Source organism: Shewanella indica (genome assembly GCF_002836975.1).
Lineage (GTDB): Bacteria > Pseudomonadota > Gammaproteobacteria > Enterobacterales > Shewanellaceae > Shewanella > Shewanella indica.
In genome coordinates, this window is record NZ_NIJK01000047.1 from 68,115 (window position 1) to 92,582 (window position 24,468).

Genomic DNA, 24,468 nt, shown 5'->3' on the forward strand with positions numbered 1-24,468 from the left:
TCGACAAAACAAACTCGCAAATACTATCAGAAAGAGCGCGTCTCTTGCATCTATAGCGCATTTTATGTCAATCTATTTACTGTATATTTAAACAGTGTGAGGAAGGTCATGGCCGTTATAACTCAGTACGTTGTGGTCAGAGAAGGGGTTGAGAAGATGACATTTACATCTAAGAAGGAGGCTGACGCCTACGATAAGATGCTCGACATCGCGGATAACTTAATCCCCTTTATCCAAGGTAGTGAATTGGAATTGGATGATAATACAACGGAAAAACTTGCTTTTTATTTAGCTTCTCATAAAGATACATTGGCGAATCTGCTCAAGGGCGCCCCGGTAAAAGCGCCGGCTCCCGCCAAGAGCAGCAAGAAAAAGACGGAATCAGAAAAAGCATAACCCGGAACCCCAGATGAAAGCTCAGTTTTACGATACGCTCAACCGTCAGGTACAGGCACTGTTTGCCGGTGAAGACGATATGATTTGTGCCATGGCCAACTTCTCTGCTTTGTTGAATGAACACCTTGAGGACATCAATTGGGTGGGCTTTTATCTGCTCAAAGGCGAGCAATTGGTGCTTGGGCCGTTTCAAGGCAAACTGGCATGCACCCGAATTCCAATGGGTAGAGGTGTCTGTGGCACCGCGGCTGCCAAGGCCGAGACTCAGTTGGTTGAGGATGTACATCAGTTTGCCGGACATATCGCTTGTGATGCCGCCAGTAACTCGGAAATTGTGATCCCTGTTTACCAAAAGGGTGAGCTGATTGCCGTACTGGATATCGACAGCCCCAGCCTGTCGCGTTTCGATAAAGAGGATCAAACCGGACTGGAGAGCCTGGTGCAGAGTCTGGAAAAGTGCTTATTTGGTTAATTCCCGTACAATCTGCCACAATTGATGGTCGCAATAAGGCGCACGCAGCTTATAATAGGCGGCTGCTCTGAGGGCCAAATGACCGTTTGTGGTGCTTGGTCGTATCAGGCTGAAATGTTAAGTTTTGTGTCATGCCTTTGGCTATGGCTGAATGCATGCTAATTTGTACGTTATCCCCCAAGGGGTTAACGAAGATGAACGACGCCGTGAGTACAGCAGACCTAACTGACCACTGACGTCCCCTGTTAACTGTGGAAGTAATGATGGAATCAACAGAAAAGTTGACCGACACCAACGCTATTCTGGCGTATTTGTATGAAACATTTCCTTTGTGCTTTATCGCTGAAGGAGAAACCAAACCACTGAAGATAGGACTGTTTCAGGATTTGGCTGAAAGGTTGGCTGATGATTCCAAAGTCAGTAAGACCCAACTTAGGGTCGCCCTGAGACGCTACACCAACAGTTGGCGTTATCTTAAGTGCATCAAGGAAGGCGCACAGCGAGTGGATCTCGATGGTAACCCTTGCGGCGAGCTGGATCCGGAGCATATTGAACATGCCAAGGCCACGCTGAAAGAGAGCCAGGAAAAGGCCAAGGCCCGCCGTGCGGCTGAGCCTGCCAAAGAAGGCGAAGCCAAGAAAAACAGGCCTGCGCGCAAGCCACGTCCTCAGGGGGATAAGCCCCGCAACGAGCGTCCTCGTAGTGACAAGAAAGTGGCCCGTAAGCCGAAGCCCGCTGCTCCAGCCGTGGAACTGGTTCCAGCCGTGTTGGAAGAGCTGAAACCTTCACAGCGAGTGAATGTCAAATTGGGTATGACGCCGGTAGCCGGTGTGATCCTCGACATCAATAAAGAAGATGTTCACGTTCAACTGGATTCCGGCCTGTCAGTCAAGGTCCGTGTGGAACATATTCTGCTGTAAAATCATCAAATAGAAAGGAGTAACTTGCTGATGCGAAAATTTATTCTTGCTGCATCGATCGCCAGTGTCTTTATGGGTTCCCAGGCGCTGGCTATCTCACCGGCAGTCCCGGTCAGCGAGTTACCCCATCTGCAACAGGAGCCGCAACACAAGGTTGCCAGTAAAAGGATAACCGGCCTGTTCAGTCGCTCCCATTATCACAGATTCGATCTGGATGATGCTTTTTCTCAGCAGATCTTCAAGCGCTACCTCGAACAGCTTGACTATCGCCGCAATGTATTATTGCAGAGCGATATCGACAGCTTTAAAGTCTATGCCAACCAGTTTGACGATATGGTGCGTAGCGGCGATCTGGAACCTGCGTACAAGATGTACGATCTGGTGCAGCAGCGCCGTTATGAGCGTTTTGTCTATGCCTTGAGTTTGCTCGATAAAGAGATGGACTTTGATCAGGCAGGCGATGCTTATGTCTTTGATCGTAAAGATGCCGCCTGGCCCAAGGACGAGGCAGAGCTCAATGAGCTGTGGCGTCAGCGGGTCAAGTACGATGCCCTTAACCTTAAGCTTACCGGTAAAGAGTGGCCGGAGATTGTTGAAGTGCTGGGTAAGCGCTACAACAACGCCATCAAACGCCTGAAGCAAACCAACAGCGAAGACGTGTTCCAGGGGCTGATGAATGCCTTTGCCCGCAGTGTCGAGCCGCACACCAGTTATTTGTCTCCCCGTAATGCCGAACGTTTCCAGATGGAGATGAACCTGAGCCTGGAAGGGATAGGTGCCGTGCTGCAGATGGAAGATGACTACACGGTTATCAAGAGTCTGGTGGCTGGTGGCCCGGCGGCGCTGAGTGAGAAGTTGGCGCCGGAAGATAAAATTGTCGGTGTGGGTCAGGAAGGCAAGGAGATGGTCGATGTTATCGGCTGGCGTCTGGATGATGTGGTTGAGCTCATCAAGGGCCCCAAAGGTAGCAAAGTAACCCTGCAGGTGCTGCCCAAAAAAGGTGGCTCCAATGCTAAACCCATCAATGTGACTGTGGTGCGGGACAAAATCCGTCTCGAAGACAGGGCGGCGACTTCCAAGATAGTTGAGCCGGATACCGGTCCTTACGCCCAGCGCAAAATCGGTGTTATTCAGATCCCTGGCTTCTATATGGACTTATCCCGCGATGTGGCCAAAGAGTTACAAACCCTTAATGAAGCTAAGGTTGAAGGTGTGATTGTTGACCTGCGCGGTAACGGTGGTGGCGCCTTGACTGAAGCAACCTTGCTCACTGGGCTGTTTATCGACCAGGGACCTGTGGTGCAAATTCGTGACGCCAATGGTCGCATCAGTGAAAACCGTGACAACGACGGCAAGAGCTATTACGACGGCCCACTCACAGTGATGGTTGACCGTTACTCGGCCTCGGCCTCGGAAATTTTTGCCGCTGCATTGCAGGATTATGGCCGCGCCTTGATTATTGGTGAATCGACATTCGGTAAGGGCACAGTGCAGCAGCACAAGAGCCTTGGCCGTATCTACGACCTGTATGAAAAGCCGGTTGGTCATGTGCAGTACACCATAGCCAAATTCTACCGTATCAATGGTGGCAGCACCCAGTTGAAAGGGGTGACTCCGGATATCCCGTTCCCCAGTGCGTTGGAGCCGGGTGAATACGGTGAAGCGGAAGAAGACAATGCTCTGCCATGGGATAAGGTCCCTGTCGCCAAGTACCAGCCTTTGGGTGAAATTGGCGCAGAGATGGTCAGCAATCTTGCGAAACGCCACCAGAGTAGGATACAGCAGGACGTTGAGTTCGGTTATATACTGCAGGATATAGGCGAGTTCAAGAAACACCATAAAGAGAAGAGTGTTTCTCTGGTGGAAAGCGAGCGTCTGGCCGAACGGGATAAGGACGATCAAAAACAGTTGGCCCGCCTCAACGAACGTCGGGTTGACCATGGTCTCGAGCCCTTGAAGTCTCTGGATGACGATGAAAATGTCTCCGAAGATGAGAAAAAAATCGAGACTCCGGATGCCTTCCTCGATGAAGCCGTCTATATCACTTTGGATATGGTGGACTATCAGAAATTGGCAAAAAACAGCGCAAATTGATGCTGGATCCAGGAAACATAAAAACGCGCTGATTGCGCGTTTTTTGTTTGCTCCCAGCGCTCACAGAGGCAAGATCAGTCAACGAACTCAGCGACTGCCAGTGCCCAACGAATTAAGGATGACCTATGTCTGAAGCACAAAACCTTTCCCCGGACCAACTGCAAGCCAAGCGCCTGGCTGATTATCGTCCACCGGCGTTTTTGATCCCAGAACTGTCCCTCTCATTTCAGCTCGAACCCAAGCAAACCCGGGTGACTGCGGTCAGCCAGGTTAAGCGCAACGGCAATCACAATGAACCTCTGCAGCTTGACGGTGACGAGCTGGAATTGGAACAGCTGTTGGTTAACGGTGAACCGGCCGACTATCGCCTCGAGCCGGGTAAACTGCTGCTTGAAACTGAACTCAACGAATTTGAATTGACTCTGGTGACTCGTATCAGCCCGGCCGATAACTCGGCACTGGAAGGTCTGTACATGTCTGATGGGGCCTATTGCACCCAGTGTGAGGCGGAAGGTTTCAGACGCATCACCTATTTTCTCGACCGTCCCGATGTGCTGGCCAAATACCAGGTACGTATCGAAGCCGACAAGGCGTTTCCTTTCCTGCTTTCCAACGGCAATCTGCTGGAAAAAGGGGAGATGGACGATGGTCGTCATTTCGCCGTCTGGCAAGACCCTTTTCCTAAACCCGCGTACTTGTTTGCGCTGGTTGCCGGTGATTTTGACCTGTTGGAAGACAGTTTTACCACCCGTTCCGGCAGAGAGGTTAAACTGCAGGTGTTTGTCGACAAGGGCAACCTGCATAAGGCCGGACACGCCATGGCTTCATTGAAAAAGGCGATGGCCTGGGACGAGTCACGCTTTGACCTCGAGTATGATCTCGATATCTACATGGTGGTGGCAGTAGACTTCTTTAACATGGGCGCCATGGAAAACAAGGGCCTGAATGTTTTCAACACCAAGTATGTGTTGGCAGATAATGACACTGCGACCGATGATGACTTCCACGGCATAGAGTCCGTTATTGGTCACGAATATTTTCACAACTGGACCGGCAACCGGGTAACTTGCCGTGACTGGTTTCAGCTGAGCCTGAAAGAAGGTCTGACCGTATTTCGCGATCAGGAATTCAGCTCAGATCTCGGCTCCCGGGCCGTCAACCGTATTCATGCCATCAAGGTCATCAAGAATCAGCAGTTCGCCGAGGACTCGGGGCCGATGTCGCATCCTATTCGCCCCGAAAGCGTGATAGAGATGAATAACTTCTATACAGTCACTGTTTACAACAAGGGCGCCGAAGTGATCCGCATGATGCACACCCTGCTGGGTGAGCAGGCCTTCCAGGCGGGGATGAAGCTTTATTTCGAGCGTCACGATGGCCAGGCGGTTACCTGTGATGACTTTGTCGCTGCTATGGAAGATGCCTCAGGTAAAGATCTGACTCAGTTTCGCCTCTGGTATAGCCAGGCGGGCACCCCTCAGGTGGCAGTGACTGATGAGTATGATGCAAGCACAGAGACTTACCGCCTGCACCTCAAACAGTTCACTCCAGTGCGCGCCGGAGAAGCGGCCAAGGCACCATTGCATATTCCGTTCAGTCTGGAACTGCTGGGCAATGATGGCAGCTCCTTGGTCAACCAAGTGTTTGATTTTACTCAGGCCGAGCAGACATTGGAGTTCAAGGGTATCAGTGCCCGTCCAATTCCTTCGCTGTTGCAGGACTTTTCGGCGCCGGTGAAGCTCAAGTATGACTACAGCACAATGCAGCTGCTCTGCTTACTGCGCCATGCCGGCAGTGAAGTGGCCCGTTGGGAAGCGGCTATGAGCCTCTTCAGCCGCGCCGTGTGGGCCAATGTGACCTTACTTGAACAGGGGCAGGGGATGCATCTGGATCCTCGGGTTGTCGACGGCTTCAGAGGTGTGATGCTGGACGAATCCTTGGATAAGGGCCTTGCGGCCGAAATTCTCAAGCTGCTTTCAGTGTCGTCCTTGATTGAACAGGCCGATAAGGTGGAATTGGATGCCCTGTTGCTGGCCCGCGACTTTGTGATTGAAGCCATCGCCAGTGGCTGTGAAGATGAGCTGTTGGCCCGTTATCGTCAATTACTGTCGCTGGATGACGCTGCCGCCCGCAGTTTGAAAAACACTCTGCTTTGGCTGCTGGCCAAAGTCTCTGATGAATATGAGTCCTTGATTGAACAGCAGTTTGCCTCGGCCTCTGGCATGACAGATGCGCTGGGCGCGCTGCTTGCCGCTAACGATGCCGATTGTCAGTGCCGTGATGCCCTGATGCAGGCATTCGAGCAGCGCTGGAATAAGACTCCTCTGGTGATGGACAAGTGGTTCAGTCTGCAGGCGATGGCGACAGATGATGAGGTGATCGCCAGACTCGAGACCCTGTTGCAACATCCGGCCTTCAGTCTGAATAATCCCAACCGGGTTCGTTCTCTGGTGGGGAGTTTTGCCGCGGCCAATGTGCGTCAATTCCACCGCTTGGACGGCAAGGGATATGCTTTCCTTACCGCCATGCTCAAACAGCTCAATAGCCTCAACCCGCAAGTGGCAGCACGGATCATCACTCCGCTGATCCAGTTTGCCAAGTTTGATGACGAGCGCCAGGCCAAAATGAAGGCTTGTCTGCAGGAGTTGTTGGCCATGCCTGAGTTGTCACGGGATCTTTATGAGAAGGTCAGCCGCGCACTGGAAGACTGAGTACAAAGATGGAATTTTACTTTCGCCTCAATCTGAGTTATCAGGACTTTTTGCCTTACTATCAAGGTATTGCTGAAAATGTTGAGGTCAGGGAAAAGGGTGGCAAGATCCTCTGGATCAACGGCCGCCGCTTACGTCCTTTTCTGACTGCCGATGGTATTTATGGTGAATTCCATCTCAGATTAGACCGGGATGGAAAGTTCATTTCCTTGAAACAAATTTAGAGTAATTACTTAAAACGGCCGACTTAATCAGTCGGCTGTTTTGTATCCAGGTAACAAAGGTTAATCCATTGAAATCAATTGGGTTATATTTGTTAACCTCCGATATCCTTTCCACACTCGATAAAAATTTAAATTTCCACGCCTTTCCTGAATGACGGATCCGTCTTAAGTCCCCAAATCTGCACAATAAATTTCTCCGTCTCTGCCTTGCTCATCAGCATTAATTGCTGTAACAATGGTGTTGCCTGTGAGCTAACAAGATGTTGGTTGAGACTCCTATAACAATTAATCCAGCAGGTTACGGAGAAGCGATAAATGAAAACAGTGATAAACCGTTTTAACAAGTCGGCGCTCGCTTTGGGGGTGGCGTCGGCACTGAGTTTAGGGATGATCCCCAGTGTCGAAGCGGTATCGTTCAAATGGGGCGAAGTGGATGGCTCCTTTGATTCGACCTGGACCTTGGGCGCCAGTTGGCGCGTGGAAGGACGAGACTGGGATGGTCAGATAGGGAAAGTCAACCATCCAAGATTCGATTGGAGCGGCTATTCGGCTTTCACCGATACCAAGTACACGGCCGCCGAGATCTGGGCGCAACCCGGTTCCTATTCCAGTAACAATGACTTGAGTAACCTGCTGTATTCTAAGGGTGATACTACCTCGGAAATTTTCAAGGGATTGCACGAGCTGTCGCTCAAGTATGAGAATTTCGGTATTTTCGCCCGTGGAATGTATTTTTACGATCGTAAATTGAACGACAGAATTTACGATTTTAATGACCCTCTGACCGGCAACCGCTACGACCCTTGCGCCGACAAGCGCGCCAAAGAAGTGCAGTGTAAGGATATCCGTCTGCTGGATGCTTTTGCCTATGCCAACTTTGATTTTAACGATGGCGCCAATCCCTTGACTATCCGTGTGGGTAATCAGGTGGTCTCATGGGGGGAAAGTACGCTTATTTCCCATGGTATTGCGGTAATTAACCCGGTTGATTTGAACATACTCAACGCACCGGGCGCCGAATTGAAAGAGGCCTTCAGGCCGCAAGGTATGGTGTGGGCTTCTTTTGGGGTGACAGAAAACCTGTCGCTGGAAGCTTTCTATCAATATGACTGGGAGCCTATTTGGGTTCCGACTCCCGGGTCGATTTTCGGCACCAACGACTTTGTCGGTTACGGTGGCTACAACCAAAACGCCCAGCTCGGCTTCAACGCCAACCCGGATATCAATCTCGATTTCCTGACCCAGGAATATAACCGCCTGTCCAACATGATAGCCTCAGGGCAGAGCATTCCAACGGAGCAGTTGGTGCAGATGGCGCTGGCTTATCCCACCAAGGTGACATTGGTGGAAGATGAAGCTGCTCCCAGCGATTCCGGTCAGTACGGCATCAAGCTGGGTTACTACGCCCCGGAGCTGGGTGAAACCGAGTTTGGTTTTTATTACATGAATTACCATAGCCGCCGTCCACTGATCAGTGGTACCACGGCGGACTTCAGCACAGGCGCACTGCTGTCTGATATGGCTGTGCTTGGGCAAAACGCCGGCAATATCAACCGCGAAGTGCTGCTTAGCCTGGATAGCTTCTCCAAGGCCCAGGTGGTTTATCCGGAAGATGTCAAACTTTACGGCTTTAGTTTTAATACCTTGATAGGCGATACCTCTGTGGCCGGTGAAATTGCGCACCGCCAGGATGAGCCACTGCAGATTGATGATGTGGAACTCTTGTTTGCCGCTATGCCACAACAGCTGGCCAACGCAGGACTGAGGCCGGATCTTGATGGATTGTCTCAGTACACTTCCCATGTCAAGGATGTCGGTCCGGGTGAATACGCCGAAGGTTATATCCGTCTCGATACTACTCAGGCGCAGATGACCTTTACCCACTTGTTTGGCCCGACGCTGGGTACCGATAACCTGGTGATGCTCGCCGAAGTCGGCGGGGTATGGATCCATGATATGCCGGGTTTCGATGAACTCAGACTCAATGGTCCAGGCACAGGGCGCAGCGGCGGCAATCCGAATATGCCAGGCATCATTGAAGCGTTGCATAATGGTCCTGAAACCAATCCGTTCCCGACAGATTTCGCCTGGGGTTACCGGATTGTTGCCAAGGCTGATTTCAACAACGTGTTCTCCGGCATCAATATGTCACCTCGAGTGATTTTCTCCCATGACGTTGATGGTATCACCCCGGATCCTATGTTTCTGTTTACCGAAGGTCGCAAGTCTGTGGCGCTGGGGCTCAGCTTTGACTACCAGAGCCGCTGGGGCGCCGATCTTTCCTATAACAGTTTCTTTGGTGGGGTAGGCACAACCAATGCGATGGCCGATCGCGATTATGTGTCTTTCAACGTTAAGTTTTCGATCTGATAAGGACAATAAAATGAGAACGATAGCTATATTGTCTGCTGCTGTAATCCTGGCTTTGGGGGCCACCACAGCTGTAGAAGCCAAGGTTTCCGAGGCCGACGTGGCCAAACTGGGTACCAGCCTGACACCACTCGGGGCTGAAAAGGGCCCCAATGCCGATGGTAGTATTCCGGCTTGGGACGGCGGCATTACCACACCTCCTGCCAGTTATAAAAAAGGCATGCATCACCCCGATCCCTTTCCGGATGACAAGCCGCTGGTGACTGTTACCGCAGCCAATAAGGATCAATACAAGGAGTTCCTGACGCCGGGACAACTGAAGATGTTTGAAACCTATCCTGATAGTTTCAAAATGAACATCTATCAGACCCGGCGTACCGCTTCTGTGCCGCAGTTTATTTATGATGCCACCAAGGCCAATGCGCCGAGAGCGACTCTGGTCTCAGAGGGCAATGGTGTCGATGGCGCGTCTATAGGTATTCCTTTTCCCATTCCTGCCAATGGATTGGAAGCCATCTGGAACCATATTCTCAGATTCCGCGGTGTCGATATCGAAACCGAACGTAATCAGGCGGCGCCTACCGCCAGCGGCGATTACACTCTGGTGGAAATGGCCGAAGAGATACGTTTCGAATACTCTCGCCCTGAAGCAAACTTGGAAGAGCTGAAAAAGAACAACATTCTGTTTGAATTCAAACAGGTGGTGACGCAGCCCGCGCGTTTGGCCGGTACTGCGCTGTTGGTGAAAGAAACCATGGATCAGGAGAAGGAACCCCGCCAGGCCTGGACCTACAACACCGGGCAGCGCCGGGTGAGAAAGGCGCCCAACGTGGCCTTTGACACGCCCGGCACGGTTTCTGATGGTCTGCGTACCACGGATGATTTCGATATGTTCAATGGCTCGCCTTCCCGTTACAACTGGGAGTTGCTGGGCAAGAAAGAGATCTTCATTCCTTACAACGACTACCGTCTGCATTCGGATAAGGTCAAGTACAGTGAGCTACTCAAGCCCGGTCACCTAAACCCCGATTATATTCGCTATGAAAAGCACAGAGTCTGGGTGGTCAAGGCCAGCTTGAAAGAGGGCATGCGTCATATTTACAAGACTCGGGTCTTCTATCTGGATGAGGACTCCTGGCAGGTCTCAATCGCCGATCTGTACGACAACCGTGACGAACTGTATCGGGTTGCCATGGCCCATGGTCTGAACTATTACGAGGTGCCGACTCATTGGAGTACTCTCGAGGTGTATTACGATCTGCAGTCTCGTCGTTATATCGCCATAGGTTTGGATAACGAAGGCCGTATGTATGACTTCGATGCCAAGTTATCCGAGGCCAACTTCACCCCGGCTGCGCTGCGCCGCGAGGGAATACGTTAAACCTTCGTTATCTAATGGGAGGCTAAGGTCGCCCAGTAGAAAATTCCAGGGGCGCGTGCGCCCCTTTTAACCCTAAGGAAGTCTGTAATGTCGTATCGCATGCTTCAAGCAGCGGCTCTGGGCCTTGGCATACTCACATTCCAGGGCGCGATTTCGCCCCTTCACGCCGAAACGCAATCTGCAACCCGGGCTCTGACCGGCCAGCTGCAGCCTTTGGCGGTTCACTCTTTGATGTTGGATATTGCTCAGGCCGGCAGCACTATGGTGGCGGTTGGTGAGCGCGGTCATATCTTAAGGCTCAGCGCCGATGCCAATCAGTGGCAACAGGTGGCGACACCGAGTCAGGCGCAGTTGACCAAGGTATTTTTTCTCGATGCCAACCATGGCTGGGCAGTGGGCCATGATGCCACCATTCTTGTCACCCAAGATGGCGGGCTCTCCTGGCAGCAACAGTTCAGTTCGCCTGAGCTTGCCCGGCCCTTGCTGGATGTTTGGTTTGCCGACTCGCAAAACGGCATAGCCGTTGGTGCCTATGGTTTATTTCTGCGCACCACAGATGGCGGCCAAAGCTGGCAGAAAGAATTTCATCCCGAGCTCTTGAGCCAAGATGACGCCGATTATCTGGCGGATCTTAAACAGCAGGATGAAGAGGCCTATCGGGCCGAATCCGACTCAATTTTGCCCCATTTCAATCGGGTCATCGCCCTTGATGATCAGCGTTTACTCATGGTCGGCGAGTTGGGGATGGTAGCCATTTCCGAAGATGGCGGCCGTTTGTGGCAGCGACAGGATTTTATCTATGACGGCTCTTTGTTCAATGCCATAGAAGGGGATAACCAGCTCTATGTGTTTGGTCTGCGAGGGCATGCCTTCAGCGCCCCGAAAGATATGGGTCAGTGGCAGGAGATAAAGATGCCGCTTGAATCGACCCTCAATGCGGCGGTGGCGGTCAAAGGGGGTCTGTTACTGGTCGGCAATGGCGGCGCCGTTATTCGTCTGGATAACAACTTACACGCTGAGCTGGTAACCCAGCGCAGAGGGGAAAACTTAACGGCAGTTGCTGTTGACCCCAAGGGCCGGTTATGGATAGCCGGGACCAAAGGGCTTTTCGAACTAAAACAACAATAAAGGGCCATTATTATGTTAGACAGATTGGTCAATGGGATTGAGAGTTTTCTCTTTCGCAATCGTATCGGAGTGATACTGCTGTTTGCGCTGACCACGGTATTTTTGGGCTTTCAGGCCAGTCAGCTGAAAATGGATGCGGCATTTGTCAAAAACATTCCGCTGCATCATCCCTATATGCAGACCTACCTCAAACACCAGAAGCAGTTTGGCGGCGCCAACTCAATCATGGTGGCGGTAGAAGACAGCAGCGGTAATATTTTCAATCCGGCGTTTTTCGACACCTTCAAGAATGTGCATGATCAACTGTTTTTTATTCCCGGGGTAGAGCGCTCTCAGGTGAAATCCCTGTTTTCGCCGTCGACACGTTTTACCGAAGTGGTGGAAGACGGCTTTGCCGGAGGGCCGGTGATCCCGGCGGATTTCAGCACCACAGAAGCTGGGCTTGAACGAGTTAGAGGCAATATCGAAAAAGCCGGCATAGTCGGCCGTCTGGTGGCAGAGGATTACAGCGCCGCCATGGTGACAGCGCAACTGATGGATTTTGATCCGCAAACCGGCGAGCCATTGGATACTTTGGCGTTTGCCGCGCAACTGGAAGAGCAACTCAGAGGCCAGTTTGAAAAAGATGGCATAAAGATTCACATCATAGGCTTTGCCAAGATGGCCGGTGATGTGGCAGACGGGGCCAAAGGAGTGCTGCTGTTTTTCCTGATAGCCATTTTGGTCACGGCCCTGATGGTATATCTCTTCTCCCGCTCCATGGTGTTGACCCTGCTGCCTTTGGTGTGCAGCTTGATAGCCGTGGTTTGGCAGCTTGGGCTCTTGACCGTGGTGGGCTTTGGCTTGGATCCCATGTCGATTCTGGTGCCGTTTTTGGTATTTGCCATAGGTGTCAGCCACGGGGTACAGATGATCAACGCCATCCGCAAGCGGGTCGCCGATGGTCTGAGTACCAAGGTGGCCGCGGCTTCGGCGTTTCGTAGCCTCTTGGTACCGGGCGGGGTCGCCTTGCTGTCGGATACCATAGGTTTTATGACCTTGTTGGCAATCGATATCGGCATTATACGTGAGTTGGCGATTTCCGCATCGCTTGGGGTAGCAGTGATCATCCTGACCAACCTGATACTCTTGCCTTTGGTGATCTCCTTCTTCCAGATAAAGGCCGCGAAAGCGAATGCGGTCACCGAGGCCAAGACAGCGGCCTTTTGGCAAAAGCTCACCTGTTTTGCTACGCCCAAATATGCTGTGGTGGTAGTGGCGGCCACCGCGCTGCTTTATCTGGGCGGATTGCAGCAAGCGGGCAAGATGCAAATCGGCGATCTTCAGGGCGGAGCACCGGCGCTGCATCAGGACTCCCGTTATAACCAGGACATCTTCTTTATTACCGATCATTTCTCTATCACCACAGACGTGATGAGTGTGATAGTGGAAGCCTATCCCGAGGCCTGTACCTATCACTCGGCGCTGGAGAAGATTGACAGGTTTGAATGGTTGGCGCGCAACACACCAGGGGTTGAGTTTACCGCCAGTATCGCCTCGGTGGCACGCCAGGTGAATGCCGGGTTCAACGAGGGCAGCCCCAAGTGGCAGGTATTACCAAGAAGCCCGGCGAGCCTGGCGCAACTGGTGTCACAAATTCCTACCAGCACAGGTTTGCTGAATGGCGATTGCTCTGTGATGCCCGTGTATCTGTTCCTTAAAGATCACAAGGCGGAAACCATAGAGCAAGTGGTGAGCAAGGTGAAGCTGCTGGCCGCCGAAATGGACGACGACAAGTTGAGCTTTAAACTCGCCTCCGGCCCGGTGGGGGTGATGGCAGCGACCAACGAGGCGGTCGCCGAGGCTCAGCTGCCTATGATGCTGTATGTCTATGGCGCGGTGTTTATTCTCTGCCTGATAAGCTTCCGCTCACTGAAAGCCACGGTTGCGGTGATCCTGCCTCTGTATGTGGTATCGACATTGGCGCAGGCACTGATGACCTGGCTGGATATCGGCCTGACGGTAAGCACTTTGCCGGTTATTGCCCTCGGGGTGGGTATCGGGGTGGACTATGGCATCTATATCCTGTCGACCATGGCGGTGAAACTGCGCGATGGCATGGCAGTGCAGCAGGCCTATTTCGAAGCCTTGATGGAGCGAGGCAGTGCGGTCATCTTCACCGGTCTGACCTTGGCCATTGGGGTGAGTACTTGGTTCTTCTCTGCTCTTAAGTTCCAGATGGATATGGGAATTTTGCTTACCTTCATGTTTGTGGTCAACATGCTGGGGGCCATAATTATCCTGCCTGCACTGGTGGCACTTTTCTGGCGCAAACACAGCTAGTGATAGGGGCAGGGGAAGAAGTTTCTCCTGCCCCTGCTGAATAGTTAGTCTGTTATTCCGATTACTTCTTCACCACTCCCTTCAATATCCCGTTATTGCTGGATTTGTACAGGATGTACCACTAAAATTTTGCTCGAATTATGGTTTGTTTAGTAATACACTGCGCGGCATGACCTCGGTCACAAAAAATTCAGGCCCGGGTCATTCGACGAAGCATCCATATAATGAAAAAAGCGCTGCCATAGACGCTTAAGGAAACAGCAAAATGGCCTTGAAAGATGCAATGCCTTCAGTACTGCTTGAAAAGGTAGTTAGTTTAATCCACTCCAAAGTCCCTAAAACACAAGCAAATCAGGTGGAACAGTTCGCCACCTGCCTCTACGCTCACATGTCCAAGGACGATCTCCAGGCCCGTAACGATAGCGATCTCTACGGTGCCGTCCTGAGTTTGTGGAATGCTCTGAACAGCACGCCGTGTGGGGAAACTCACTTAAGGGTATTCAACCCAAGCCAGGCCAAGCACGGCTGGCAATCAACCCACTCCATCATCGAAGTTGTGCAGCCCGATATGCCCTTCCTGGTGGATTCTGTGGGGATGGCTCTCAACCGTTTGGGGATCACCGCCCATATGATGTTACATACGCCGCTGGCCATTGAGCGCCAGGGCAAAGACATCAAGCGGGTCAGCTTTGTTAACGACAGCAAGGAAGACAGCGACAAGGTAGCGGTATTCCTGATTGAAATCGACCGCCAAAGCAGCGACCAGGACATAAAACAACTCGAAAAAGAGATAGAGTCCGTGCTCGGTGATGTCGCCGCCGCCGTCAATGACTGGCGCGCCATGTCCGATAAGCTGGCTGAAGTGGTTGAAGAGTTGCCGAAGCGCCCGTTCCCCGGTGAGAAAGCCGAACTCGAAGAAGCGACTCGCTTCCTTAGTTATTTGAACAACCATCATTTTACTCTGATGGGCTATCGTCGCTACGACCTGCGTAAAGTAGAAGGTGACGTTGAGCTGGTACCGGATATGGCCAGTAGCCTGGGCTTGATGAACAAACCCGGTAAGGCGCAGCCAGAGCATGGTTTGATGCTGTCTTCTTTCTCTGAATCGGCTCGCCGTGAAGCGCTGGACAACAGCCTGCTGATCCTGACCAAGAGCAGTGCCAAGAGTCGGGTTCACAGACCCGCCTATGTCGACTATATCGGCGTCAAACGTTTCGATGAGGCCGGTAATGTCGTCGGTGAAGACAGATTCATCGGCCTGTATGCTTCCAATCTGTATAACCGTAGTCCGAAAGAGATCCCACTGTTGGCCGAGAAAGTCCAGCGGGTGATGGACAAGTCAGGTCTGGCACCGCGCTCCCACGACTATAAAGCGTTGATGAATATTCTGGAAAACCTGCCAAGGGACGAGATTATTCAGGCAAGCGTCGACGAGTTGTCGCACATGGCTCACGGCGTGTTGGAGATGCAGGACAGAGATAAACTCAAGCTGTTTGTCCGTAAAGACGGTTTCGGCCGCTTCCTGTCCTGTTTGGTGTATGTCTCTAAAGACAGATACAACACCCGTTTGCGTGAAGATACCCAAAGGATCTTTGCCCAAACCTTTAACAGCAATGAAGAGGTGGAGTTTACCACTTACTTCTCCGAGTCGAGCTTGGCCCGTACCCACTACATAGTTAAAGTCGACAACAACAATAATTTGGAACTCGATGTGGCTGCCATAGAAAACAATCTGATTGAAGCCGCTCGCTCATGGGAAGATAAACTTCAGAGCGCGCTCAACAATTCACTGGGTGAAGAGCAGGGTACTCGCCTGTTCAAGCGTTATCTGACTGCATTCCCACAGAGTTACAAAGACGATGTGTTGCCGACGTCGGCCGTGGTGGATCTGCAACAACTGGAAGCGTTAGATGATGACCATAAGCTGGGCATGTTGTTCTATCAGCCACAGGAAGCGGCGCCTGGCAGCAACAAGGTACGTTTGAAGCTGTTCCACAAGGATGAGCCTATCCATCTGTCGGATGTGCTGCCTATGCTGGAAAACTTCGGTCTCAGGGTGATCAATGAGCGCCCTTATGAAGTGAAGAGCACAGATGGCGCGACCTTCTGGATCCTCGACTTCCTGATGACAGTACAGGGCGGCGCCACTGAAAACCTGGCAGACAGCCAGGATAGATTTCAGACCGCGCTGGCTCAGGTTTGGCAGAAAAAGCTGGAAGACGACGGCTTCAACCGCATGGTACTGGCTACCGGGCTTTCCGGCCGCGAAGTGTCAGTGCTGCGCGCCTATGCCAAGTATATGCGTCAAATAGATGCGACCTTCAGCCAGGCTTACATCGAAGAAACCTTCAGCCGCTATCCGCAGATAGCCGATTCGCTGGTGAAGATGTTTATTCGTAAGTTCAATCCCAAGCTGAAGACCCGCACGCTGGACAAGTTTATCGAGCAGATCAATCTGCGTCTCGATGACGTATCCAGCCTGGATGATGACCGTATCATTCGCCGCTATCTGGATCTTATCAACGCCACGCTGAGAACCAACTTCTATCAGCAAGATGCCGCCGGCCAGCCGAAGGATTATATCTCCTTCAAGTTTGCCCCCAATCAGATCCCTGAAATGCCCAAGCCACTGCCGAAGTTTGAAATCTTCGTCTACAGCCCAAGGGTTGAAGGTGTGCATCTGCGCGGTGGTAAAGTGGCCCGTGGTGGTTTGCGCTGGTCTGATCGCCGCGAAGATTTCCGTACCGAAGTGCTGGGTCTGGTGAAGGCACAGCAGGTTAAGAACACTGTGATTGTGCCCGTAGGTGCCAAGGGTGGCTTTGTTTGTAAACAGCTGCCGACCGAAGGCGGACGTGAAGCTTTCTTCACCGAAGGTCAGGAATGCTATCGGATCTTTATCCGTGGTTTGCTGGATATCACAGACAATATCGTCAACGGCGACCTGGTTCCCCCTGCGGATGTTGTGCGTCACGATGAAGACGACCCTTACCTGGTGGTCGCCGCTGATAAGGGCACTGCGACCTTCTCTGATACCGCCAACGCCATTGCCACCGAATATGGCTTCTGGCTGGGTGATGCTTTCGCTTCCGGTGGTTCCAACGGTTATGACCACAAGAAGATGGGGATTACCGCCCGCGGCGCTTGGGAGTCAGTAAAACGTCACTTCCGCGAAGTGGGTATCGATTGCCAAACCACAGATTTCACCTGTGTGGGGATAGGCGACATGGCCGGTGACGTATTCGGTAACGGCATGCTCTTGTCTGAGCATACCCAGCTGGTGGCTGCTTTCAACCACATGCATATCTTTATCGACCCAACGCCTGACTCAGCGACCAGCTTTGTCGAGCGTAAGCGTCTGTTTAATCTTCCTCGCTCCAGCTGGGAAGACTATAACAAGGAGCTTATCTCCAAAGGCGGTGGTGTGTTTGCCCGTAGCGCAAAATCCATCAGTTTGACGCCTGAAATCAAGAAGATGCTGGCGACCGACAAGGATGCTATGACGCCGACTGAGCTGATCAAATGCCTGCTGAAAATGCCGGTTGACCTGATCTGGAACGGCGGTATCGGTACTTATGTCAAAGCGAGCAGTGAAACCCATGCCGAAGTCGGCGACCGCGCCAACGACGGTTTGCGGGTCAACGGTGGCGAGCTTAAGGCCAAGATCATAGGTGAAGGCGGTAACCTGGGTTGTACTCAGCTTGGCCGTATTGAATACGCCGCCAATGGTGGCCGTATCAACACTGATTTTGTCGATAACGTGGGTGGTGTGGACTGTTCGGACAACGAAGTTAACATCAAGATTTTACTCAACGCTCTGGTGGCCGAAGGTGAGATGACCCTTAAGCAGCGTAACCGCCTGCTGGAAGAGATGACTGACGAAGTCGCGCAGATAGTGCTACAGGACTGTAAAGATCAGACTCGCACCATCTCTGTGACTCAGGTGCGCGGCGCCGAACAGCTCAAAGAGCAGATCCGCTTTATCAACTACCTGGAAAAAGAGGGTAAGTTGGATCGGGCTCTGGAATTCCTGCCTACAGAAGAGGAGCTGTCCGAGCGTTTGGCCAACGGCCGAGGTTTGACCCGTCCTGAGCTGTCGGTATTGGTGGCCTACGCCAAAATGGTGCTCAAGGAACAACTGCTGACACCTGTTATCACAGATGACGCCTGGTTGAGCCAACTGCTGGTTGCTTATTTTCCTGGCAAGTTGCAGCAGAAGTATGCCGACAAGATGACTCAACATCCGCTGCGCGGTGAGATCATTGCTACTTCGTTGGCGAACGAACTGGTTAACGATATGGGGCTCAATTTCGTCCAGCGTATGCAGGATGAGACAGGCGCCTCAGTTGCTGATGCCGCCATTTGTTACACTATGGCCCGCGAAGTGTTTGGTTTGGCAGATTTAACCAAAGCCATTACTGATTTGAACGGCATAGTACCCGCGGTTGTTCAGGGCGAGATGCTGCACCAGTTGCGCCGTAACATGCGCCGTGCCTGTCGCTGGTTCCTGCGTAACCGTAGCCGCGCCATGAGCATAGAGCAGGTTGTTGCCTTCTATAAGCCGGTGTTCGACGAGCTGAAAGCCAATATCCGCTCTTACCTGGTAGCTGACGAGTTGGCGGGTATTGAAGAGGATATCGCCGCACTGGAAAAAGAAGCCGTGCCTCATGAGGTCGCCAATCTGGTTGCCAACATGAGTACGCTGTTCTCGGCGCTGGATATTGCTCAGATAGCTCAGCTGGAGTCCAAGCCGGTTTCACTGGTGGCAGAAACTTACTTCAAGTTGGGCGCAAGAATCGATCTGCATTGGTTCCTGGAGCAGATCGGTGGTCAGCCGGTGGCCAACCACTGGCAGGCACTGGCCAGAGCAGCCTTCCGTGAGGAGCTGGATTGGCAGCAAAGAGCGCTGACATCAGCGGTACTGCGCAGCTGTACCGACAGCTGTGAGTCCGATGCCATTATCGAACAATGGGTCGAACTCAATCAGGGCTTGCTGGAGCGCTGGTTCCACATGCTGGCTGACTTCAAGACCTCGCAAACCCATGAATTTGCGAAGTTCTCAGTAGCGCTACGTGAACTGAATCTGCTGATCCTGCACTGCGAAGGGCAGAAGTAAGCTATTATAACAATAAGAGCCCTGGCAAACGCCGGGGCTTTTTTTAGGTCTAGGAGAAACCATGTTTTACAAACTCGCACAAAAAGTCATGTTTCAGATGGATCCTGAGCGCGCCCACAACTTTGCCATCAGTAGTCTCAGAACCACGGGTAACTCACCGCTGAACTGCTTTTATGCGCAGCATCTTGCCCCGGCCCCGGTCGAATTCATGGGGCTGACATTCCCTAATCCCGTCGGTTTGGCCGCCGGTATGGATAAAGACGGTGAATGTATCGATGCCTTTCATGCCATGGGATTTGGTCATGTTGAAGTGGGAACCGTGACTCCAAGGCCGCAACCCGGTAACGATAAACCTCGGCTTTTCCGGATTAAACCGGCCAAGGCGATTATTAATCGTATGGGCTTTAATAATCTCGGCGTGGATAATCTGGTGGCCAATCTCAAGGCTAAAAAATCCAATGCCATGGTTGGTGTCAATATAGGTAAAAATAAAGATACACCGGTAGAGCAAGGGAAAGATGATTATCTGATCTGTATGGATAAGGTTTATGCCTATGCTGATTACATCGCGGTTAATATTTCCTCACCCAATACTCCCGGCCTGCGTACCATGCAATATGGCGAATTACTGGACGACTTGTTATCTAGCTTAAAAAACAAACAAACAGAACTGGCAGAAAAGCATGGCAAGTATGTCCCCATTGCATTAAAAATAGCGCCGGATCTGACTGAAGAAGAGATCGAAAAGATAGCCGAGTCATTATTGAAACATAAGTTTGATGGCGCCATAGCCACTAATACCACTTTGACCCGTGATGGGGTCAGTGGCTTGGCTAACTCCAATGAGACAGGTGGCCTTAGCGGTAAGCCGCTGAACCAGTTGTCGACCAAGGTGATCAAGTATCTCGCGCAATGCTTGAAAGGCGAGATCCCGATCCTGGGGGTAGGTGGTATTAATAGCGCCGAGGATGCTCTGGATAAATTGGATGCAGGAGCAAGCATGGTGCAGATCTATTCCGGTTTTATCTATCAAGGGCCAAAATTAATTAAAGATATTGTCGACGCTTATAGATCTAAATAAGTTAAAAAACACTCAAAGGGATCGCCTTGGCGATCCTTTTTTATTTGAATCGATCGTTTTTTGATCTGAAAGATCTGCCTAAGATATTGTTATCTCAGTCTAATATTTAAAACTTTTTTTGATATTGGGTAAAATATCATCTATTATTCGGTTGGTAATAAATCACAGGTCTTATTGGATTGCGTTATGTTATTAATGCCAAACAGAGATTGGCAATGGAGATATAACGATTCGTACGGTGTCCTTAGCGTATCGTTAGGTTCGGAAATGGAATTTCTGACTCCTTATAAAGCCAAAACTTTGATACCGGATGCAATGAAAGAAGCAGAATTTAGCGTCGAGCACGCCAAGTTCTATATTGACCTGCTTGATCGTCTAACCAAGTCACTGTCATTGACGGATGCACAAGTGGTTCAGTTGGCGTTAAACGCCACCGCCGCTCACTTTATGCAAAAGCCGCAGATGCCCAAGTCATGGTTTTTTGACACCAGTGCTGTCTGTGTTTACAGTGAGCCGGGAAAGGTATTTGACCTCAAATGTCGTGGAGAACGCGTGCTGGTGATGGTGGTTGAGACCGGGTTGCAGGCTTCTTTGGTGATGATGTTGGCCAACGAATGTCGACTCAGCGATGTTAAAACCCTGACCCGCTTTGAAACCATCAAGGTGATGCACGATCGTCTGCATCCGCTAAGGGCACAGCAACAGATAGTTGCTGCATGACAACTTTGTCAGCGAGTATCAACGGGGCTTATGGCCTCGTTTTGGGTTTTTCAGCTGAATGCCTGACTCAAGTGGTCAATCAAGGCCCTCAGCGCCACCGGCATATGCTCTCTGGAGCTATAGAGAGCGTAGGCCGTCATGACTCTCGGTGTCCAATCCGGCAGCAAGCGTTGTAAGCTGCCATTTTTGAGTGCCTCATCCAGCAGATAATCGGGCAGTTGGGCGATACCGCTGCCTGCCTGAGCCGCCCTGAGTAATACTGTCGCTTCATTGGCCACCAGTTGGCAGTTGACCGCCACAGATTCGTTCTGTTCTCCCTTGGAAAGATGCCAAAGATTACGATTGAAATGGCGGTATCCAAGGCACAGGTGGCGGCGAAGATCTCTGGGATGCTGCGGTGCTGGATACTGTTTGAGGTATTCAGGAGAAGCCACCAGCTGCGAATTCACCTTGATAAGCGGCTTGCCAATCAACAGGGGATCCGGGCTTGACGCTATACGGATCACCAGATCGACCCTTTCCGCCACCAGATCCACAGCGCGATCGCTCACATCCAACTCGATTTCCACTCCGGGATTAAGCCTGATGAATTGCGCGAGGCTCGCTGCCAGCCGTGCGTGTGCGAACGACATGCTACTGCTTATTCTCAGTTTGCCGGTCAATTGTCTGCGTCTCTCGCTTAGGCTGATTTCCAATGCCTCACAGGTCGAGAGTAACTGGCGACAATATGTCAGGCACTGATTCCCGGCATCTGTAAGGGTTACACTGCGGGTGGTGCGATTGAGTAATCTGGCGCCCAACCAATCCTCAAGCGCCTTGATATGGCGGGTTACCATGGCGCGCGACATCTCAAGCCGCTCGGCGGTAGCGGTAAAGCTGCCACTGGCGGCCAGATCCACAAAAACTTCGGCGGCGGTTAATCTGTCCATCTGCGATTACTTGTCCGGATTATGCAACAATATTGCGCAATTTTAGCCGTATATCTGCATTAGTTGAAATCATAAACTGGCCAACGTTGAAATTCACCGGAGTAAAACCATGCTTAAATCACTCGTATTGGCTGCCAGTTTAGTGTTGCCATTTTCTTTACACGCCGAATCGGACGCCCTCGACTTCAAAGTCTATAACGCCGACGGTAACAGCTTTCATGTCAACGCCACCCTGATAAGCGGTGACAAGGAAGCCATTTTGGTCGACACAGGCTTCACCCGCGCCGATGCCCTGCGACTGGCCGCCGAGGTTCTGGACAGTGGCAAGCAGTTGACCACTGTATTCGTCAGCCAGGCGGATCCTGACTATTACTTCGGGGTTGCCACACTCAAGCAGTTTTTCCCTAAAGCAAAATATCTGACGACCCCGGCAGTGCATGCACAAATTTCGGCCAAGCTGGAAGACAAGCTGAGCTTTTGGATCCCCAGAATGGGTAGCAATGCCCCCCTCAAGGCGCAGCTGCCAGAGATATTTAAAGGCAGTCAATTAATGCTTGAAGGCAAGGCGATTGAGATAAAAGGTGACCAGGGAATGCTGGCTGACAGGCCATACCTCTGGGTACCTTCCAGCAAAACCATTCTCGGCAATGTGGCCGTCTCCGGAGGCTTGCACCTGTGGATGGCTGATAGTCAGAGCCAGAGTGAGCGAGCGGCCTGGAAGGCACAGCTGGCGGAAATGGCGGCGCTTAACCCTGCCAAGGTGATCCCCGGGCACATGTTGTCTGAATCTTTTCTCGAGCAGGACAATATTGCCGCGACACTCAAGTACCTGCAGGATTTCGAACAAGCCGAAGCCGTCACCCAAACCAGCGCTGAGCTTATTGACACCATGCAGCGTCTATACCCGAATGCCGGGCTTGCTATGGCATTGGAGATAGCTGCCAAGGTCAGTAAGGGTGAGATGAAATGGTGAGGCTGCACTACTTTTTTGACCCCTTGTGCGGCTGGTGCCATGGTGCGGCGCCCCTCATTCATGCCCTGAGTGCCAGACTCCCGATAGTTTTGCACGCCGGCGGCCTGATGGCGGCAACAAGAATAACGCCCGGGCTCAGGCAACATCTCCTCAGCCACGACAGCAAAATTGCCAAGCTGACCGGGCAGCCCTTTGGTGACGGTTACACTCAGGGTTTGCTGCAATGCCCTGACGCTGTGTTGGACTCGGGACCGGCCATTGCCGCTATCCTGCTCGCCGAAAAGGTGGCAGGGCAGGGATTGGCGCTGCTGGAGATATTGCAGGGTGGCCATTATGTTCAAGGTTTAAGGCTTGCCGAGCCTGAAGTGTTACTGCAACTGCTGATGGAGCTGAGAAGTCTCCAGGCACTGGGGCACGAGAAATTGGCTAGCGATCTGACGGCGGTTATGGAAGTAAACTCAGCCGGGCAGATTTCGCCGCTGGCGAGTCATATCGCCCAGAGCCGGGCCATGATGGCAAAATTCGGATTGGCAGGCTTTCCGTCACTGGTTCTGGAAAGCGAAATCGGTGAGTGGCACCCTGTGCCTTTGCACCGCTTCTACGGCCAGACAGAGGCAATGCTGGGTTGGTTTGACTCAAGTTTTGCCAAACAGCTCTCTGGGATTGATGCCAAAAGGGATAATACGAAAGCCGTGCCAAGTGCTCCGGCGGCTTGTATCCGGGGAGGCGACTGCGATTAAGCTTTCCGCATGGGTTAGAGGGGGCTTAAGGGCGTTCAAAGGGGCTGCAATCTTAGTCTTGGCTTGAGTAAAATGAGCATCCTAAGATGCGATAAAAGCTGACAGCAGAAGGGGATGAACACCTGTTAGTTGCATTCATTCCCTTCGCTTTTGCCTTTATTGGTTGCTGCTTTACCACTTCCTTATGTTGGCTTTGCTCTACTCCTGTGCCGCTTTGGCCTGGGCGTGGCGTTTGGCCAGGTTGGCATGGATATCATCGAGGGACAGCTGCTGATCCTCCAGCAGTACCAAGAGGTGATAGAGGAGATCCGAGGCTTCATTCACCAACTCTTCGCGATCATGAGTGGCCGCCGCCAGCGCGGTTTCCAAACCCTCTTCGCCCACCTTCTGGGCAATGCGCTTGGTACCGCGCTGAAACAGCGAAGCGGTATAGCTCTCGTTGGGGTCTTCTTCCTTACGGGAGGCGATAAGGCTTTGCAGGCGATTGATAAAGGGGTGCACTTCGCCGCAGGCCGGATTATCCCAGCAGCTGTCAGTCCCCTTGTGGCAGGTGGGGCCTAAGGGCGCGGCCTGCAGCAGCAGGCTGTCGTTGTCACAGTCAACTCCTATGCTGACCAATTGCAGCAGATTGCCCGAGCTTTCGCCTTTGGTCCACAGCCGCTGTTTGCTGCGGCTGTAAAAGGTCACCAGGCCTTTGCTCAGAGTGACATCCAGGGCTTCGCGGTTCATATAACCCAGCATCAACACCTTGCCGCTGTGAAAGTCCTGCACTACGGCCGGCAGTAATCCCTGTTGTTTATCCCAGTCCAACTGTTTGAGCCAGTCGGCATTGTTTGTCTCGGTTGTCATATCAAATACCTGTATTGGGTTGTGGGGCATTAAGGAAGGTGCGAA

General features: G+C 51.9%; 17 protein-coding genes. 15 read left to right on the plus strand and 2 right to left on the minus strand.

Features of this window, described 5'->3' with window-relative positions:
* Positions 1-108: 108 nt before the first annotated feature.
* The 13 genes from CX650_RS16075 (at position 109) to CX650_RS16135 (ending at position 20,932) form a co-directional block, all read left to right on the plus strand.
* Positions 109-396: a YebG family protein gene (locus CX650_RS16075; protein WP_039033243.1), complete on the plus strand. Its 288-nt coding sequence runs from the start codon at positions 109-111 to the stop codon at positions 394-396.
* A 13-nt stretch (positions 397-409) separates the two neighbouring features.
* On the plus strand, positions 410-868 hold the full coding sequence (locus tag CX650_RS16080) for a GAF domain-containing protein (protein ID WP_101096402.1): 459 nt from the start codon (positions 410-412) through the stop codon (positions 866-868).
* A 263-nt stretch (positions 869-1,131) separates the two neighbouring features.
* Positions 1,132-1,788, plus strand: a complete 657-nt coding sequence (gene proQ / locus CX650_RS16085; RefSeq protein WP_039033241.1) for an RNA chaperone ProQ — start codon at positions 1,132-1,134, stop codon at positions 1,786-1,788.
* Positions 1,789-1,818: 30 nt separating this feature from the next.
* Positions 1,819-3,882, plus strand: a complete 2,064-nt coding sequence (gene prc / locus CX650_RS16090; RefSeq protein ID WP_101096403.1) for a carboxy terminal-processing peptidase — start codon at positions 1,819-1,821, stop codon at positions 3,880-3,882.
* A gap of 125 nt (positions 3,883-4,007) precedes the next feature.
* Complete coding sequence (pepN, locus tag CX650_RS16095; RefSeq protein ID WP_101096404.1) at positions 4,008-6,593, plus strand: aminopeptidase N; 2,586 nt, start codon at positions 4,008-4,010, stop codon at positions 6,591-6,593.
* A gap of 8 nt (positions 6,594-6,601) precedes the next feature.
* A complete protein-coding gene (locus CX650_RS16100) occupies positions 6,602-6,817 on the plus strand; it encodes a DUF2835 domain-containing protein (protein ID WP_039033238.1) in 216 nt (71 codons plus the stop codon).
* Between the two features lie 315 nt (positions 6,818-7,132).
* Positions 7,133-9,187 (plus strand): DUF1302 domain-containing protein, encoded by a 2,055-nt coding sequence (locus tag CX650_RS16105; RefSeq protein ID WP_101096405.1) that lies wholly within the window; start codon positions 7,133-7,135, stop codon positions 9,185-9,187.
* Between the two features lie 13 nt (positions 9,188-9,200).
* The gene (locus CX650_RS16110) at positions 9,201-10,568 is read left to right on the plus strand and encodes a DUF1329 domain-containing protein (protein ID WP_101096406.1); all 1,368 of its coding nucleotides are present in this window, start codon (positions 9,201-9,203) and stop codon (positions 10,566-10,568) included.
* Positions 10,569-10,655: 87 nt separating this feature from the next.
* Positions 10,656-11,696, plus strand: a complete 1,041-nt coding sequence (locus CX650_RS16115; protein ID WP_101096407.1) for a WD40/YVTN/BNR-like repeat-containing protein — start codon at positions 10,656-10,658, stop codon at positions 11,694-11,696.
* A 12-nt stretch (positions 11,697-11,708) separates the two neighbouring features.
* The gene (locus CX650_RS16120; protein ID WP_101096408.1) at positions 11,709-14,018 is read left to right on the plus strand and encodes an efflux RND transporter permease subunit; all 2,310 of its coding nucleotides are present in this window, start codon (positions 11,709-11,711) and stop codon (positions 14,016-14,018) included.
* 265 nt (positions 14,019-14,283) lie between these two features.
* The gene (locus CX650_RS16125; RefSeq protein WP_101096409.1) at positions 14,284-19,131 is read left to right on the plus strand and encodes an NAD-glutamate dehydrogenase; all 4,848 of its coding nucleotides are present in this window, start codon (positions 14,284-14,286) and stop codon (positions 19,129-19,131) included.
* A 61-nt stretch (positions 19,132-19,192) separates the two neighbouring features.
* A complete protein-coding gene (pyrD, locus tag CX650_RS16130) occupies positions 19,193-20,212 on the plus strand; it encodes a quinone-dependent dihydroorotate dehydrogenase (RefSeq protein ID WP_039033232.1) in 1,020 nt (339 codons plus the stop codon).
* A 186-nt stretch (positions 20,213-20,398) separates the two neighbouring features.
* Positions 20,399-20,932: a cell division protein ZapC gene (locus CX650_RS16135; RefSeq protein WP_039033231.1), complete on the plus strand. Its 534-nt coding sequence runs from the start codon at positions 20,399-20,401 to the stop codon at positions 20,930-20,932.
* Positions 20,933-20,982: 50 nt separating this feature from the next.
* Here the strand turns inward: CX650_RS16135 and CX650_RS16140 are convergent, their stop codons facing one another.
* Positions 20,983-21,861: a LysR family transcriptional regulator gene (locus CX650_RS16140; protein WP_101096410.1), complete on the minus strand. Its 879-nt coding sequence runs from the start codon at positions 21,859-21,861 to the stop codon at positions 20,983-20,985.
* Positions 21,862-21,970: 109 nt separating this feature from the next.
* Between CX650_RS16140 and CX650_RS16145 the strand changes: the two genes are divergently transcribed.
* Positions 21,971-22,834, plus strand: a complete 864-nt coding sequence (locus CX650_RS16145) for an MBL fold metallo-hydrolase (RefSeq protein WP_101096411.1) — start codon at positions 21,971-21,973, stop codon at positions 22,832-22,834.
* Complete coding sequence (locus CX650_RS16150) at positions 22,828-23,574, plus strand: DsbA family protein (RefSeq protein ID WP_101096412.1); 747 nt, start codon at positions 22,828-22,830, stop codon at positions 23,572-23,574. Before CX650_RS16145 ends, CX650_RS16150 begins: the two co-directional genes overlap by 7 nt.
* A 198-nt stretch (positions 23,575-23,772) precedes the next feature.
* On the opposite strand, the gene hisIE is transcribed toward CX650_RS16150, so the two are convergent.
* Positions 23,773-24,423 carry a bifunctional phosphoribosyl-AMP cyclohydrolase/phosphoribosyl-ATP diphosphatase HisIE gene (hisIE, locus tag CX650_RS16155; RefSeq protein WP_039033228.1) on the minus strand — a complete coding sequence of 217 codons (651 nt, stop codon included), beginning with the start codon at positions 24,421-24,423 and terminating at the stop codon, positions 23,773-23,775.
* Positions 24,424-24,468 lie beyond the last annotated feature (45 nt).

Excerpts from the sequence above, each read along its gene's own strand:
- CX650_RS16105 (WP_101096405.1), top strand. The coding sequence starts at position 7,133 with ATGAAAACAGTGATAAACCGTTTTAACAAGTCGGCGCTCGCTTTGGGG.
- CX650_RS16100 (WP_039033238.1), top strand. The coding sequence starts at position 6,602 with ATGGAATTTTACTTTCGCCTCAATCTGAGTTATCAGGACTTTTTGCCT.
- CX650_RS16125 (WP_101096409.1), top strand. The coding sequence starts at position 14,284 with ATGGCCTTGAAAGATGCAATGCCTTCAGTACTGCTTGAAAAGGTAGTT.
- pepN (WP_101096404.1), top strand. The coding sequence starts at position 4,008 with ATGTCTGAAGCACAAAACCTTTCCCCGGACCAACTGCAAGCCAAGCGC.
- CX650_RS16140 (WP_101096410.1), bottom strand. The coding sequence starts at position 21,861 with ATGGACAGATTAACCGCCGCCGAAGTTTTTGTGGATCTGGCCGCCAGT.
- CX650_RS16110 (WP_101096406.1), top strand. The coding sequence starts at position 9,201 with ATGAGAACGATAGCTATATTGTCTGCTGCTGTAATCCTGGCTTTGGGG.
- hisIE (WP_039033228.1), bottom strand. The coding sequence starts at position 24,423 with ATGACAACCGAGACAAACAATGCCGACTGGCTCAAACAGTTGGACTGG.
- CX650_RS16150 (WP_101096412.1), top strand. The coding sequence starts at position 22,828 with ATGGTGAGGCTGCACTACTTTTTTGACCCCTTGTGCGGCTGGTGCCAT.
- prc (WP_101096403.1), top strand. The coding sequence starts at position 1,819 with ATGCGAAAATTTATTCTTGCTGCATCGATCGCCAGTGTCTTTATGGGT.
- CX650_RS16115 (WP_101096407.1), top strand. The coding sequence starts at position 10,656 with ATGTCGTATCGCATGCTTCAAGCAGCGGCTCTGGGCCTTGGCATACTC.
- CX650_RS16120 (WP_101096408.1), top strand. The coding sequence starts at position 11,709 with ATGTTAGACAGATTGGTCAATGGGATTGAGAGTTTTCTCTTTCGCAAT.
- CX650_RS16075 (WP_039033243.1), top strand. The coding sequence starts at position 109 with ATGGCCGTTATAACTCAGTACGTTGTGGTCAGAGAAGGGGTTGAGAAG.
- pyrD (WP_039033232.1), top strand. The coding sequence starts at position 19,193 with ATGTTTTACAAACTCGCACAAAAAGTCATGTTTCAGATGGATCCTGAG.
- proQ (WP_039033241.1), top strand. The coding sequence starts at position 1,132 with ATGGAATCAACAGAAAAGTTGACCGACACCAACGCTATTCTGGCGTAT.
- CX650_RS16135 (WP_039033231.1), top strand. The coding sequence starts at position 20,399 with ATGTTATTAATGCCAAACAGAGATTGGCAATGGAGATATAACGATTCG.
- CX650_RS16145 (WP_101096411.1), top strand. The coding sequence starts at position 21,971 with ATGCTTAAATCACTCGTATTGGCTGCCAGTTTAGTGTTGCCATTTTCT.
- CX650_RS16080 (WP_101096402.1), top strand. The coding sequence starts at position 410 with ATGAAAGCTCAGTTTTACGATACGCTCAACCGTCAGGTACAGGCACTG.